A 14,974-nucleotide genomic window follows, 5' to 3' on the forward strand; every position below is an offset into this window, starting at 1 on the left:
CAGATCGAAATGCGCTCGGAAGCATAGTTGAATTGGGCTTAAGCCTGTTTTTGCGAGCATTGCACCATGACTGATAAAGTATCCGCTCACACCACTACTGTTTTCCAGAGCTTCGCGCCGCCAATCCGCGAGAAGACTCCTCTGCGCAAGGCGATCACCGATGCCTATCGTCGGCCAGAAGCTGAATGCGTGACCGCGCTGGTTCAGCAGGCGACCCTGCCTGAAGAAACGACCAAACAGATCAGAGCGACCGCTCGCAAGCTGATCGAAGCCCTGCGTGCCAAGCACAAGGGAACAGGCGTTGAAGGTCTGGTGCATGAATATTCACTGTCGAGCCAGGAAGGCGTGGCGCTGATGTGCCTTGCCGAAGCTCTGCTGCGTATTCCGGATATGGCAACGCGTGATGCGCTGATCCGCGACAAGATTTCCAATGGCGATTGGAAGTCGCATGTTGGCGGTGGTCGTTCGCTGTTCGTCAATGCTGCAACCTGGGGGCTTGTTGTCACCGGCAAGCTCACCAACACCGTCAATGACAGCGGTCTTTCGGCAGCGCTTACTCGCCTGATCGCCCGTTGTGGCGAGCCGGTTATCCGTCGCGGCGTGGATATGGCCATGCGCATGATGGGTGAGCAGTTCGTCACCGGCGAAACTATCGATGAAGCACTGAAGCGCGCAAAATCGCTTGAAGAACGCGGATTCCGTTATTCCTACGACATGCTCGGTGAAGCTGCCACGACTGCTGCCGACGCAGAACGTTATTACAAGGACTACGAAACTGCGATCCACGCGATTGGTCGCGCTTCCGCCGGCCGCGGCATTTATGATGGTCCGGGCATTTCGATCAAACTTTCGGCGCTGCATCCGCGTTATGTTCGCGCTCAGAGCGAACGCGTCATGGGCGAACTTCTGCCAAAGGTGAAGGCGCTCGCAGCCCTTTCCAAGAAGTACAATATTGGCCTCAATATCGATGCTGAAGAAGCAGACCGTCTGGAGCTGTCGCTCGACCTTCTGCAGAGCCTGATTGAAGATCCTGATCTGGCTGATTGGGAAGGCATCGGCTTCGTGGTGCAGGCCTATGGCAAGCGCTGCCCGTTTGTGCTTGATTTTATTATTGATCTTGCTCGCCGCAACAATCGTCGCGTCATGGTTCGTCTCGTCAAGGGCGCTTACTGGGATGCCGAAATCAAGCGCGCGCAGGTTGATGGCCTTGAAGATTTCCCGGTCTATACGCGCAAGGTTCATACCGACGTTTCCTACATTGCTTGCGCCCGCAAATTGCTTGGCGCCCGTGATGTGATCTTCCCGCAGTTTGCAACGCATAATGCGCAGACGCTTGCCACGATCTATCATCTGGCAGGCCCGGACTTCAAAACCGGCTCTTATGAATTCCAGTGCCTTCATGGCATGGGCGAGCCGCTTTATGACGAAGTTGTCGGTGCATCGAAGCTGGGTCGTCCAGCTCGCATTTATGCTCCGGTTGGTACGCATGAAACGCTGCTGGCCTATCTGGTCCGTCGTCTGCTCGAAAACGGTGCGAACTCTTCCTTCGTCAATCGCATTGGCGACAAGAGCGTGTCAGTTGATGAACTGATTGCCGATCCTGCGGAAGTCGTTCGTTCGATGGCCGTTGTCGGTGCACGTCACGACCAGATCAACCTGCCGGAAGGCCTTTATGGCATTCGTAAAAACTCGGCAGGTTTCGACCTTTCCAATGAAGAGCAGCTGGCAGAACTGAGCGAAACGCTCAAGGCCAATGCTACGCGTGCCTGGACTGCAGAACCGCAGATTGCTGGCGCCAAGGTTAAGGGTGAAAGCCGTCCGGTTCTGAATCCCGGCGATCATTCCGATGTCGTGGGTACGGTTACGGAAATCGCCGCCGACGATGTTGCACAAGCAATGAAAGCGGCTGAGAAGGCTGTTGCAAGCTGGTCTCAGGTTTCGCCTGCTGATCGTGCAGCCTGCCTTGATCGCGCTGCGGACATCATGCAGCGTGAAATGGCAGAACTGCTCGGCCTCATCATGCGTGAAGCTGGCAAGTCCATGCCAAACGCGATTGCAGAAGTACGCGAAGCGATCGACTTCCTGCGTTATTATGCCGAACAGACCCGCCGCACGCTGGGCGTTGCGCACAAGCCGCTTGGTCCAATTGTCTGTATCAGCCCGTGGAACTTCCCGCTGGCGATCTTCACCGGCCAGATTGCAGCAGCCCTTGTTGCAGGCAATCCGGTTCTCGCAAAGCCTGCTGAAGAAACCCCGCTCATCGCAGCACAGGGCGTGCGTATTCTGCATGAAGCTGGAATTCCTGCCGATGCATTGCAGCTTCTGCCGGGCGATGGCCGCATTGGTGCAGCCCTCGTTGCGGCTCAGGAAACATGTGGTGTGATGTTCACCGGCTCGACCGAAGTTGCACGTCTCATTCAGGCGCAGCTTGCGTCGCGTCTGCTGCCAAATGGCAAGCCGATCCCGCTGATTGCTGAAACCGGCGGCCAGAACGCCATGATCGTGGATTCGTCCGCTCTTGCCGAGCAGGTCGTGTTCGACGTGATCGGTTCAGCTTTCGACAGTGCCGGTCAGCGTTGTTCGGCTCTGCGCGTTCTTTGCCTGCAGGAAGATGTTGCTGATCGCATTCTGACCATGCTCAAGGGCGCGCTCAAGGAACTGTCCATTGGCCGCACTGACAAGCTGAAAGTTGATATTGGCGCTGTTATCACTGCGGAAGCCAAGGACATCATCGAGAAGCACGTTCAGACGATGCGCGATATGGGTCGTAAGGTGGAGCAGCTTCCGCTTGGACCTGAAACCGGGAAGGGCACTTTCGTTGCGCCAACCATCGTCGAGATCGACAGTCTGCGTGATCTGAAGCGTGAAGTGTTTGGTCCGGTTCTGCATGTTGTGCGCTACAAGCGTAACGACATGGACCGCCTGATCGATGACATCAATGCAACCGGCTATGGCCTGACTTTCGGCCTGCATACGCGTCTTGATGAAACTATCGCTCACGTTGCTGATCGCATCCGCGTTGGCAACGTCTATATCAATCGCAACGTTATCGGTGCGATTGTGGGCGTCCAGCCTTTCGGTGGCCGTGGTCTGTCCGGCACGGGCCCGAAGGCTGGCGGTCCGCTTTATCTCGGTCGCCTCGTTGATACAGCGCCAATCCCGCCCCGTATGGCTTCGGTTCACACCGATGCCGCGCTCAACGATTTCGCAAAGTGGCTTGGCAATCGCGGCATGAACGAACTGGCGCAGGCCGCTCGTGAAACCGGCAGCGCTTCTGCACTTGGTCTGAATATAGAGCTTCCGGGTCCGGTTGGTGAACGCAACCTCTATGCGCTTCATGCGCGTGGTCGCATTCTTCTGGTTCCACAGACTGAAACCGGTCTTTATCGTCAGCTGACAGCGGCACTCGCCACTGGCAACGAAGCGGTCATCGACGAGGCTTCAGGCTTGCGCAATGTTCTGAAGGACTTGCCTTCAAGCGTCGCTGCTCGCGTTGTCTGGACAAAGGGCTGGCAGGCAGATGCGCCTTTTGCCGGTGCGCTTGTTGAAGGAGAGGGCGAACGCCTGACCGATATCAACAAGAAGCTGGCAGCTCTTCCAGGCCCGCTCGTGCTGACACAGGCAGCAACTTCGGCGCAGCTTGCCGATAGCGCTGATTGCTATTGCCTGAGCTGGTTGCTTGAAGAGGTTTCGACCTCCATCAACACTACGGCTGCAGGCGGCAATGCCAGCCTGATGGCCATCGGCTGATTGGTCTTTAGAGCGCCGATCTGAATGAAACAGGTCGGACTAAGCTCTAAATCAGTTAGAAAGAGGCGATCTTCGGGTCGCCTCTTTTGTTTTTGTGCATCGTTGCAAGGCTGTGCAGAAACAGAATTATTAGACCGTTTCCAGAATTTTCAGAATGAAATTTACAAAAGCAGATTGACACATAAGCTTAAAAGGCAAAGACTGTGCACAGGCTTGCAAAAAGCCGCAGCGTGGAGGCGCTGCATAACAAGTGGAGGTAGAGCGCGATAGGCTTTCAGCCGATCAAGCCGTGCTCTAAAGGGAGGAATAATGATGCGTTGGGCACTCACAGCCGCGGCACTTGCCGCTGGCGTTTCATCATTTGCGGTTTCGGCACAGGCTTCTGGTAATCTCAATCTCATTTGTTCGGCGGACGTGGTGATCTGCGAGCAGATGAAGAACAATTTCGAGAAAGAAACCGATATCAAGGTCAATATGGTGCGCCTGTCTTCTGGTGAAACCTATGCCAAGGTTCGCGCCGAAGCGCGCAATCCGAAGACCGATATCTGGTGGGCTGGTACAGGCGATCCGCATCTGCAAGCTGCTTCCGAAGGCCTGACACTCGAATATAAATCGCCAATGCTCGACCAGTTGCAGGATTGGGCAAAAAAGCAGGCAGAAAGCTCGGAATTCCGCACTGTGGGCGTCTATGCCGGTGCGCTCGGATGGGGCTATAACACCGATATTTTCAAGAAGAAGAATCTGAAAGAGCCAGCCTGCTGGGCTGATCTGCTCGATCCGTCCTATAAGGGCGAAATTCAGATGGCTAATCCGAATTCTTCGGGCACAGCCTATACGGCGCTGGCAACGCTCATCCAGTTGATGGGCGAGGAGAAGGCGTTTGAATATCTGGCAAAGCTGAATGCAAATGTGGCCCAATACACCAAGTCGGGTTCGGCACCTGTAAAGTCAGCTGCGCGCGGTGAAAACGGCATCGGCATTGTGTTTATGCATGATGCGGTTGCGATGACTGCCGAAGGCTTCCCGATTAAGTCCATCGCGCCTTGTGAAGGCACCGGCTATGAAATCGGCTCCATGTCGATCATCAAGGGCGCGCGTAACCTTGAAAACGCCAAGAAATGGTATGACTGGGCGCTGACAGCAGAAGTTCAGTCGAAGATGAAGGATGCAAAATCCTTCCAGCTTCCATCCAACAAAAACGCCGAAGTGCCGAAAGAGTCGCCACGCTTTGAGGATATCAAGCTGATCGACTACGACTTCAAGACCTATGGCGAGCCGACCAAGCGCAAGGAAATCCTTGAGCGCTGGGACAAGGAAATCGGCGCAAAGGCGAATTAAACCTTAACCGCCTCTGCGGTTAGCAATCCATTTTCGTTATCGACCCTCCCGCCGTTATCCGGCGGGAGACGGATAATTGCGTCCACTTTGCCCGCCATGAGCAAAAAATGAGCAGAAAAGCGGATAGGTATGAAACAACACAATCGACGGCTTGATCTGGTTCTGGTGCTGGCTTTGGTCGCGTTCCTGATCCTGCCCTGGTATCGCATCGAGCAAGGCTTCTTCCGTTTCAGCTGGCTTGAAGGGTTTTTCAGTCAGGCCGAAAACGGTCCCGGTATTCTGCAAATATTCGCTTATGGCCGCCCATGGCTGGCTGTTGTCGCTGTACTGATGCTCATTTGCGGCTTCGCACGCTTTGCGATGACGCCGGAAAAACGAACATCCGTTCTGATCGGCGCTAGTCTTCTGGGCGCAGGCTTCCTTGCGCTGCAAGGACTGGCAATCGGTTTCACCGGCTGGAACTGGATGGTAAGCGAAACCCTCTTCGGTCAGCTTGCCGATGGACAACCGGCCTTCGGCGCAGGTGCCGTCCTAACAGGTCTTTGTTTCCTGCTGATCTTTTCTTTCGGGCTTGCCGAACGCGGAGTGATGAAAGGCGATGCCTTTGTCGTTTCCTCGATTACGCTGCTTGTCGCTCTCGTCAGTGTTTTTGTGTTCTATCCGATCTTCAGCATGTTTGCAGGTTCGGTTCAGGATTTTGACGGTTCTTTCAAGCCAGATGGCTTTATCGGCAATATTCAGGATTCTTCCATCTGGAGCCTTGCCTGTGTGATCGGCGAGGGGCGTTGTGGTGTTGCATGGCGCACGCTCTGGCTGGCGCTGATGACGGCAACAGGCTCGACAGTGCTTGGGCTTTCCTTCGCACTCGTTGCAACCCGCACAGGCTTTCCGTTCAAGAAAGGCTTGCGCATTCTCACAGTGCTGCCGATCATCACGCCTCCCTTCGTGATTGGTCTGGCGCTGACATTGCTGTTCGGTCGTGCCGGCGTTGTGACAGAACAGATTTCCAATCTCTTCGGCGTTGAACCGGGCCGTTGGCTTTATGGTCTTACGGGCATCTGGATCGCGCAGGTGCTATCCTTCACACCGATCACTTTTCTTGTGCTAATTGGTGTCGTCGAAGGTGTTTCTCCTTCCATGGAAGAAGCATCGCAAACTCTGCGTGCCGACCGCTGGCGGACGTTCAACCGTGTTTCATTGCCGCTTATGGCGCCGGGGCTGGCCAATGCATTCCTGATTGCTTTCATCGAAAGCATGGCTGATTTCGGCAATCCGATGGTGCTTGGCGGTAGTCATGGTGTGCTTTCGACGGAGATATTCTTTGCCGTTGTGGGTGCGCAAAACGATCCGTCGCGTGCGGCTGTTCTGGCGATTGTGCTGCTCTGCTTCACGCTTTCAGCCTTTCTCATCCAGCGTCTTTGGCTGTCCGGCAAAAACTTTGCAACAGTCACCGGCAAGGGCGACTCCGGCATTCATGCTGGCCTGCCAAAAGGATTGAAGATCGGCGTCTATGCCCTTGTTATTCCGTGGATGGTCTTCACTGTTGTCGTCTATGTCATGATCCTGATTGGCGGGTTCGTGCGCACATGGGGTCTCGATAATTCGCTGACACTTGACCATTATCGCCGTGCTTTCTCTGTGGCATGGACGGATAGCGGCTTTGCATGGACGGGCGTTGCCTGGAACTCGTTCTGGACGACAATGGAAATATCGCTGATCTCGGCACCACTCACTGCTGCAGTCGGATTGCTCACCGCCTATCTGATCGTGCGGCAGCGCTTCTTCGGACGCAACGTGTTTGAGTTTGCACTGATGCTGAGCTTTGCCATTCCGGGTACGGTCATTGGCGTCAGCTACATCATGGCATTCAATCTGCCTCCGCTTGAAATGACCGGCACGGCGCTGATCCTGATTGCCTGCTTCGTGTTCCGCAATATGCCGGTTGGCGTGCGCGGCGGTATCGCTGCCATGAGTCAGCTCGACAAAAGTCTTGATGAAGCATCGCTCACGCTGCGTGCAGGCAGTTTCCGCACGATCCGCAAGGTGATCCTACCGCTTCTGCGACCGGCGATTACTGCGGCTCTGGTCTATTCTTTCGTGCGTGCGATCACATCGATCAGTGCTGTAATCTTCCTTGTTTCGGCGGAATACAACATGGCGACCTCTTATATCGTCGGCCTCGTCGAAAATGGCGAATTCGGTGTGGCGATTGCCTATTCGTCGGCACTCATTCTGGTGATGGTGGTTGTGATTGTCACCTTCCAGCTTCTTGTCGGCGAGCGCCGGTTGCGGCGTGAAAACCGCGTTGCCACGCTCACGCCGATCAAAACCGTTCAACAGGAGAAAGCCGTATGACCACGATCCGTCCCGGCTCCGTTACCTTTCAAAACGTCACCAAGAAGTTTGGCAATTTCACCGCTCTGCCCGATCTGTCACTGACAGTGGAACCCGGCACGCTTGTCACGCTGCTTGGTCCTTCGGGTTGCGGCAAAACCACGACCCTGCGCCTTTTGGCGGGGCTGGAACATCCGACATCGGGCCGCATCCTGATCGGCGGCAAGGATGTGACCATGCTGCCTGCCAATGAGCGCGATGTGTCCATGGTGTTTCAGTCCTATGCGCTGTTTCCACATATGAGTTCGCTCGATAACGTCGCCTATGGGCTTGAATCTTCGGGATTAAAGAAGAAGGAAGCGCGTGAGCGGGCGGAGGAAGGGTTGAAGCTTGTTGGCCTTGCCGGTATGGGGCATCGACTTCCGGCCGAGCTTTCAGGTGGGCAGCAACAGCGTGTGGCCGTGGCCCGCGCATTGGTGCTGGAACCACAGGTTCTGCTGCTTGATGAGCCGCTTTCCAATCTTGATGCGCGTCTGCGCCGCCGTGTGAGAACGGAAATCAGAGAACTTCAGCAAAGGCTTGGTTTTACTGCAGTTTATGTCACCCACGATCAGGACGAAGCTTTGGCCGTGTCCGATACAATTATTGTCATGAAAGACGGCGATATAGCGCAGCAAGGCAGTCCGCGTGACCTTTATGAGTCTCCCGCATCTGCCTTCATTGCAGACTTCATGGGTGAGGCCAATGTCGTGCCCTGTGAAGTTGTCAGCGCAGAAAATGGAGAAGCTGTCATTCGTATCGGGAAGCTCAGTCATCGACTGGCATCGTCACATGCAAGGCTAGGACCAGCGCAGCTGGCGGTGCGCCCAAATGCGGTGAGCCTGCAAGCCCAGAGTGGCGGAGACTTTCCGGGACGCGTGGCCCATTCCGCCTATCTCGGTGATCATATCGAATATGAAATTGAGACTGAACACGGCAAGCTTTTCATTGTCGATCCGGCTGTGGAAGAAGCGCTTCCGCCACAAACGGATGTGGCTATCCATTTCAAGCCGCGCGGCCTTGCCATCATCAACAATTGAGCGCATGAACCATGCGCCTTTATTCCCTCTGACTGGAAACCAAGCATGACATCGGACATTTCAAAAGAGCTTGAAGCACGGTTTAAGCTTGCGCAGGATATTGCGCGCGAGGCTGGTGCGCTGGCACTCGATTATTTCAATCGCCGCGAGACGCTGGTGATTGAAATCAAGCGCGATCCGCAGGATGTGGTGTCCATTGCTGACCGCAATGTCGAACAGCTGATCAATGAACGTGTATCGGCAGCTTTCAGCGACGATGGCTTTCTGGGTGAAGAATATGGACTGAATGCGGGTAGCTCAGGCTATACATGGGTGGTTGATCCCATTGATGGCACCAGCCCTTTTGTCAACGGAATGCCGAACTGGTGCGTTTCCATTGCCGTGCTGAAAGATGGTGAGCCGGTGATCGGTGTTATTCAGGCGCCATGTTTTGATGAGCTTTACGCATCCGCCAAGGGGCAGGGTGCAACGCTTAATGGCAAAAAGCTTGTGCTTGATGAAACGCGCACAATTCGCAACGCGGTGACGGGCATTGGTGCCAATAATTACGTAACGCCGCAGGTGGTTGCGAAGATTGTCGAAGATTTGCTTGAAGCAGGCGGCACATTCATTCGCAATGGCTCTGGCGCGCTGATGATTGCCTATGTGGCAGCAGGGCGCCTGGTGGGCTATTACGAGCCATATATGCACGCTTGGGATTGCATGGCAGGTTTTTGCCTGGTCCGCGAAGCAGGGGGCTATACGCACCCATTTCCAACGGAAGGCGAGCAACTGACCAAGGGTAGCAAGGTTTTCGTTGCTGCACCCGGTGCGGTGGACGATTTGAAAAAAGTGGCAAAACTCTAAGAAAAAAGCCCCGGAAATCCGGGGCTTTTTTTATGCTGATGGATTGTCGCGTTTATAAATCCAGTCGTGATCCGGATGGTTTTTAAATCGCCATTTGCGGATCGGTCCAGCCATGACGTTGAGATAGTACATCTCATAACCATAGGGCGCGCCGCATGGGTGATGTCCCTTTGGCACCAGAACGACATCGCCGTCAGAAACGGCCATGGTTTCATCGAGACTGCCATCTTCGGTAAAGACCCGCTGAATACCATAGCCCTGCGATGGGTTTAGGCGATGATAATAGGTTTCTTCTAGGTAAGTCATATCCGGGAAGTTATCTTCATCATGTCTGTGCGGCGGGTAGGATGACCAGTTGCCCTGTGGCGTGAAAACTTCCGTCACCAAGAGGCTGTCGGCGACATCGCGGCCTTCCATGGCAATGTTGAAGATGTTGCGGGTATTCGCACCTTGTCCACGTGTATCGAATGTCAGTCCTTCCGGTCCGAGTTTTTGTGCCTTGCGGCCCGGTTTGCCAGGTGCTGTGCAGACAGCAAGCACGCAATCGGTTGTTGCCACTGCGTCCCAGTCGCTCTCAGCAGGCACATAGAGGCAATGCGGAGCGAGTTTTTCAAACACGCTCATTCGCTCGCCCATTTCGCCGAAATCTTCTCCCGAGGCTTTGAGCTTTGCTTTGCCTTCGACCAGCACCAGAATGACTTCCCGGTCGCCGGTTTTCTCGGTTGCGGTTTCACCTGCTTTCAGACGATAGAGGCCAAAGCCAACATAGCCCCAATTGGCGCTTTCCGGCGTGATGTCATGCACCTTGCCATGCTTGCCGCTCGGTTTGCGTAACAGATTGGCCATAGCTCAGTCTCCTTTGTCTAACCCTGCTTCGCGCGCAAATGCTTTGAGCGATTTTAGCCCTAGCGACTGATATTCAAATGGATTGCGCACATCTGGGTCCTGTTCGGCTTCAATCACCAGCCAGCCCTGATAGCCATGCTGGGCCGCGACCTTAAGCACCGGTACAAAATCGACACCGCCTTCATGATCGCCGGGAACCGTGAATACGCCGCGGCGCACACCTTCCAGAAAGGACAGGCTCTGGTCGCGTACCTGTGCCGCAATCGCTGGGCGCACATTCTTGGCATGGATATGCCGGACACGCCCCATATGGTTCTTTGCAACGCGTTCAGGATCACCGCCGCCAAACAGACAATGACCTGTATCAAGCAGCAACTTGGCATGTGGGCCGGTATGTTTCATTAGAAGGTCGATCTCGTCTTCGCTCTGAACAATCGTGCCCATGTGATGGTGATAGACGAGTGCAATACCCTGCGCGCTCGCATGTTCGGCCAGTGCTTCAACGCCTGCACCAAACTCAGCCCAGCGTGCTTCTTCCAGCACCGGACGTTCGGAGAGCGACTTGCTATCGTCGCCATGAATGGCGTTCGACGTTTCGCAAACGATGATGACCTTGCAGCCCATGGCGTTCAGAAGATCAAGTGCTGGCTGCATTGCAGCCTTCTCATCCTCAACGGAATTGGTAAGAAGGTTCAGCGAATGCCAACCGGATACGTAGCGCAGATTGCGTGGTTCGAGTGCCGCTTTAAGTTCCGCTGCAACTTGCGGAAATTTATGACCTTTTTCGATTCCGTCGAAGCCGATTTTTGAAGTCTCATCAAGACATTTATCAAGGCTTATATGCGCGCCAAGGCTGCGATCATCATCGTTCGACCAGGCAATCGGGTTGGTGCCATAGAGGATCATCGGTCAGTTTCTTTCTTTGATCTGAGCTTCATAATTTTCACGCGCGGCGCGTACTTGGTCGCGGTCCGAGACTTCTGGCACAGCCACGTCCCACCACCAGCCACCGGTTTCAGGCGTTGGGTAAGGATCGGTATCGATGACGATAACTGTGGTGCGCGGGCTGTTGCGCGCTTCTGCCAGCGCATCTTCAAGTTCGCGGATAGAACCGACTTTCTTACTGTCGGCACCCATCGCACCTGCATGGGCCGCGAAGTCGATATTCGATGCATTCACATGGGTTGTGTGGTCGAGCAGATTGTTGAACTCGGCACCGCCGGTCGCCATTTGCAAACGGTTGATGCAGCCATAACCGCGATTGTCTGTAAGCACGACTGTGATCTTGATGCCCATCATCACAGAGGTCGCAAGCTCTGAATTGGCCATCATATAGGAGCCGTCACCGATCATCACGATCACGTCGCGATCCGGTTCAGCCATCTTGATGCCAAGTCCGCCTGCGATCTCATAACCCATGCAGGAGAAGCCATACTCCATGTGATAGGACATCGGGCGACCGGCTTTCCAGAGCTGGTGTAATTCACCCGGCATGGTGCCAGCCGCGCACATGACGACGGTATTTTCTTTCGACTGACGCTGAACCGCGCCGATCACCTGCATGTCTGTGGGAAGCTGGTTGGCATCACCGGGAGCCGCCGTGAAACGGTCTGCTGCTTCAAACCAGCGTGCTTTAAGCGTGGTGTCGAGTGCGCTGCGTTTATAGTCTTTTAGGCCATTTGAGAGCGTTTTTAGCGCAATTTGTGCATCTGCAACGAGTGAAATCGCGGCATTCTTGTGGCTATCATATGGCTGAACATTGACCGAGAGCAGCTTTCGGCCCGGATGTTTGAACAATGCCCACGAGCCGGTGGTGAAATCCTGAAAACGTGTTCCCACCCCAATGACCAGATCAGCGCTTGCTGCAACTGCGTTTGCACTGTCTGCACCAGTAACGCCGACTGGACCGAAATTGAGCGCGTGATCCCACGGCAAAGCCGATTTGCCTGCCTGTGTTTCGATAACCGGAATGTTGTGAGTTTCTGCAAAGCTTTTCAGCGCTTCATGGGCGCCTGAATAATGTACGCCGCCGCCCGCAACGATAACCGGGGTCTTGGCAGCTTTGATCGCTGCAATTGCCGTTGCCAGCTCGTGTTCATCGGCTGGTGGTCGCCGCCAATGCCAAACCTTTGGCGCAAAGAACTCCTCTGGCCAGTCATAGGCTTCGGCCTGCACATCCTGACAGAAAGACAGCGTTACAGGCCCGCAATCCGCAGGATCTGTCATTGTGCGGAAGGCACGCGGCAGAGCAGTGAGAAGCTGCTCAGGGCGGGTAATGCGATCAAAATAGCGGCTTACGGGCCGGAAACAGTCATTGACGGTCATGGTGCCGTCGTTGAAATCCTCAATCTGCTGCAACACTGGATCAGGACCGCGATTGGCGAAGACATCGCCGGGAATGAACAGGACCGGCAGTCGGTTCACATGGGCGAGTGCCGCCGCTGTGACCATATTGGTTGCGCCGGGGCCGATGGAGGAGGTGACAGCGCAAGCGCGTTTGCGACCGAGCTGCTTGGTATAGGCAATCGCCGCATGAGCCATGGTTTGCTCATTATGGCCGCGCCAGGTCACGAGCTTGTCGCGGATGCCATGCAGCGCCTCGCCAAGCCCTGCCACATTGCCATGGCCAAAAATCGCCCAGACGCCAGCGATGAAGGGTTCACCTTCGGATGTCATCTGATTGGCAATATAACGCACAAGAGCCTGTGCCGCTGTCAGTCGAACGGTCTTCATTTTTCCTCCCAGCGGAAATCCGCTTTCTCGCAATTTCAGATTCAGGCCTCCACCTGTTTCCGAGATGCGTTTATTTCTGTCGCAGCCTATCCCAAAGATCGCAGAAACCGCGATAGCGTTTTGCCATTTCTGTAATGGCTTCTGCATCGCTTATCTTGTTCGCAAGCCACTGGCGCGCAACATCGCCCAGAATGGTTCGACCAATAGCAAAGCCTTTCACCAGTTCAAAATCGGCAGCAACTTTCAGGCTTGCTTCCAGCTCTTCTGCGGGCGCATCAAGCCCCAGAACAACAATGCCACGCGTATGAGGATCATTGCGGGTGATCGCCTCACAAGCATTGCGCCATGCTTCTGTGGTCTTCAGTGGCTCAAGCTTCCACCAGTCTGGATAGACACCAATCTCATAGAAGCGCTCAATGACTTTTGCCGTGCTCATATCATCGACGGGGGCGACCTTTGATGGGATGATTTCCAGCAGAAACTCCAGACGATTACGCCGGGCAGCAGTGAAAAGCCTCTTTACGGTGGCTTCCTGCTGCGCCTTCACGTCGTCGCTGTCGTCAGGGTGGTAGAAGCAAAGAAGCTTCACAACATTTTCGACGGGCCATTCCACAAGGCCACCGCAATCAGGGCCGAGTTCTGGTTCAAGCTCCAGGGGACGTGACCCCGGCCATTCCGTCGGGCGTCCGATCCACAGGCCGCTGCCAGCCGCGCGGTGGAGTGCATCGCGGCCAAGTCGTCCATCGCATAGGATGCCATAGCCGTTTTCACCGCCCGAAACCTCTAATGCAGCTTTCAAGCATAGTTCCTTGAATTCACCGATCTTTTCATCTGTGGCACCAGTTTCCTGCGCCATTTCTTCCAACTGGATACGGTGGTCAAAAGCGAAGACCCGCATATGCGGCCAGTCGCCATTGCGGTTGGTTGACCAATGCACTTGTTCAAGCGCCTGATCCTTGCGCAATGCCTTGTCGCGAATGCCGGCCTTGAAGAAATACTGCAGCTCTTCCCAGCTTGGATAGGCGGGTGTGCAACCATGACGTGACACGGCAAAGGCACCGCAGGCATTGGCGAACTTCAGGCTGGTCGGCCAATCTTCCCCCTTGAGCCATCCGCGCAAAAGGCCAGACATGAATCCATCGCCCGCGCCAAGCACATTGAAAACTTCAATCGGAAATCCTTGTCCTGATTGCCCCTTGTCGAGATGGTCAGGAATGTCGTCTTCCAAAACCACAGCACCCATCGGCCCACGTTTGCAGACCAGTGCTGCCTTGGTAACTTTGCGGACGGCTTTGAGCGCCTCAAGCGTATCGGTTGAGCCGCCAGCGATATGAAACTCTTCTTCTGTGCCGACAATGAGATCGAAGAGATGGAGCGTTGATTGCAGCTTCTTGGTTACGGCAAGGGATTCGATGAAACGGTTCTCGCCATCACCATGGCCTGAAAGCCCCCAGAGATTGGGGCGGTAATCAATATCGAGCACGGTTCGGCTGTTGTTTTCGCGCGCAAGCCTGAGCGCCTTGATGACAGCTGCTTCAGTGCGCGGATGCGAAAGATGCGTGCCAGTGGCGAGCACACATTCGGCCTCCGCGATGAAGTCGGGATCAATATCATCTTCGCAAAGCGCCATGTCGGCGCAGTTCTCACGATAGAAGATCAGCGGGAAATGTTCCTGATCCCGGATGCCAAGGATGACAAGTGCTGTCAGACGCTGCGGATCGGTGACAACGCCGCGTGTATCCACGCCTTCGCGCGCAAGTTCGCGCAGCAGAAAGCGTCCCATATGCTCGTCGCCAACGCGGGTTATGAGAGCAGATTTGAGACCAAGCCTTGCGGTGCCGGTTGCAATATTTGTCGGAGAACCACCAACATATTTGTTGAAGGACGACATATCCTCGAGAAGACCGCCGACCTGTGCGCCGTAAAGATCTACCGAAGATCGGCCAATCGTAATCAAATCCAGCCGCTTCATTCTGTTCCTCCCTCGGCACATGCGTCTTTTTTTAGCTTGGGAAGGCTGTGTGTGACTCACATTACGCAGCAGCCAT

General features: G+C 54.9%; 9 protein-coding genes. 5 read left to right on the top strand and 4 right to left on the bottom strand.

Features of this window, described 5'->3' with window-relative positions; translation table 11 throughout:
• Window positions 1-66: 66 nt before the first annotated feature.
• The 5 genes from putA to CEV34_RS23675 all read left to right on the top strand — a co-directional run bounded on the left by putA (window position 67) and on the right by CEV34_RS23675 (window position 9,347).
• Window positions 67-3,750: a trifunctional transcriptional regulator/proline dehydrogenase/L-glutamate gamma-semialdehyde dehydrogenase gene (putA, locus tag CEV34_RS23655; protein ID WP_007879522.1), complete on the top strand. Its 3,684-nt coding sequence runs from the start codon at window positions 67-69 to the stop codon at window positions 3,748-3,750.
• A gap of 312 nt (window positions 3,751-4,062) precedes the next feature.
• A complete protein-coding gene (locus CEV34_RS23660; RefSeq protein WP_007879521.1) occupies window positions 4,063-5,088 on the top strand; it encodes an ABC transporter substrate-binding protein in 1,026 nt (341 codons plus the stop codon).
• Window positions 5,089-5,217: 129 nt separating this feature from the next.
• Window positions 5,218-7,443 (top strand): ABC transporter permease, encoded by a 2,226-nt coding sequence (locus tag CEV34_RS23665; RefSeq protein ID WP_094544707.1) that lies wholly within the window; start codon window positions 5,218-5,220, stop codon window positions 7,441-7,443.
• A complete protein-coding gene (locus CEV34_RS23670) occupies window positions 7,440-8,501 on the top strand; it encodes an ABC transporter ATP-binding protein (RefSeq protein ID WP_007879519.1) in 1,062 nt (353 codons plus the stop codon). The genes CEV34_RS23665 and CEV34_RS23670 overlap by 4 nt, the downstream gene beginning before the upstream one ends.
• A 45-nt stretch (window positions 8,502-8,546) precedes the next feature.
• A complete protein-coding gene (locus tag CEV34_RS23675) occupies window positions 8,547-9,347 on the top strand; it encodes an inositol monophosphatase family protein (protein WP_007879517.1) in 801 nt (266 codons plus the stop codon).
• Window positions 9,348-9,377: 30 nt separating this feature from the next.
• Here the strand turns inward: CEV34_RS23675 and iolB are convergent, their stop codons facing one another.
• The 4 genes from iolB to CEV34_RS23695 form a co-directional block, all read right to left on the bottom strand.
• Entirely contained in the window at window positions 9,378-10,193 is an 816-nt protein-coding gene (gene iolB / locus CEV34_RS23680) for a 5-deoxy-glucuronate isomerase (protein ID WP_007879514.1), read from the bottom strand.
• 3 nt (window positions 10,194-10,196) lie between these two features.
• Window positions 10,197-11,099, bottom strand: coding sequence for a myo-inosose-2 dehydratase (iolE, locus tag CEV34_RS23685; protein WP_007879512.1), 903 nt, complete (start codon window positions 11,097-11,099; stop codon window positions 10,197-10,199).
• Between the two features lie 3 nt (window positions 11,100-11,102).
• Window positions 11,103-12,926: a 3D-(3,5/4)-trihydroxycyclohexane-1,2-dione acylhydrolase (decyclizing) gene (gene iolD, locus CEV34_RS23690; RefSeq protein WP_007879504.1), complete on the bottom strand. Its 1,824-nt coding sequence runs from the start codon at window positions 12,924-12,926 to the stop codon at window positions 11,103-11,105.
• Between the two features lie 70 nt (window positions 12,927-12,996).
• On the bottom strand, window positions 12,997-14,898 hold the full coding sequence (locus tag CEV34_RS23695) for a bifunctional 5-dehydro-2-deoxygluconokinase/5-dehydro-2-deoxyphosphogluconate aldolase (protein WP_007879502.1): 1,902 nt from the start codon (window positions 14,896-14,898) through the stop codon (window positions 12,997-12,999).
• Between the last annotated feature and the right edge of the window lie 76 nt (window positions 14,899-14,974).

Origin of the sequence: Brucella pseudogrignonensis, assembly GCF_002252525.1 — a bacterium.
GTDB lineage: Bacteria > Pseudomonadota > Alphaproteobacteria > Rhizobiales > Rhizobiaceae > Brucella > Brucella pseudogrignonensis.

What these genes read in the sequence shown, in the direction of transcription:
- putA (WP_007879522.1), top strand. Translation starts at nt 67, where the DNA reads ATGACTGATAAAGTATCCGCTCACACCACTACTGTTTTCCAGAGCTTC.
- CEV34_RS23660 (WP_007879521.1), top strand. Translation starts at nt 4,063, where the DNA reads ATGCGTTGGGCACTCACAGCCGCGGCACTTGCCGCTGGCGTTTCATCA.
- CEV34_RS23665 (WP_094544707.1), top strand. Translation starts at nt 5,218, where the DNA reads ATGAAACAACACAATCGACGGCTTGATCTGGTTCTGGTGCTGGCTTTG.
- CEV34_RS23670 (WP_007879519.1), top strand. Translation starts at nt 7,440, where the DNA reads ATGACCACGATCCGTCCCGGCTCCGTTACCTTTCAAAACGTCACCAAG.
- CEV34_RS23675 (WP_007879517.1), top strand. Translation starts at nt 8,547, where the DNA reads ATGACATCGGACATTTCAAAAGAGCTTGAAGCACGGTTTAAGCTTGCG.
- iolB (WP_007879514.1), bottom strand. Translation starts at nt 10,193, where the DNA reads ATGGCCAATCTGTTACGCAAACCGAGCGGCAAGCATGGCAAGGTGCAT.
- iolE (WP_007879512.1), bottom strand. Translation starts at nt 11,099, where the DNA reads ATGATCCTCTATGGCACCAACCCGATTGCCTGGTCGAACGATGATGAT.
- iolD (WP_007879504.1), bottom strand. Translation starts at nt 12,926, where the DNA reads ATGAAGACCGTTCGACTGACAGCGGCACAGGCTCTTGTGCGTTATATT.
- CEV34_RS23695 (WP_007879502.1), bottom strand. Translation starts at nt 14,898, where the DNA reads ATGAAGCGGCTGGATTTGATTACGATTGGCCGATCTTCGGTAGATCTT.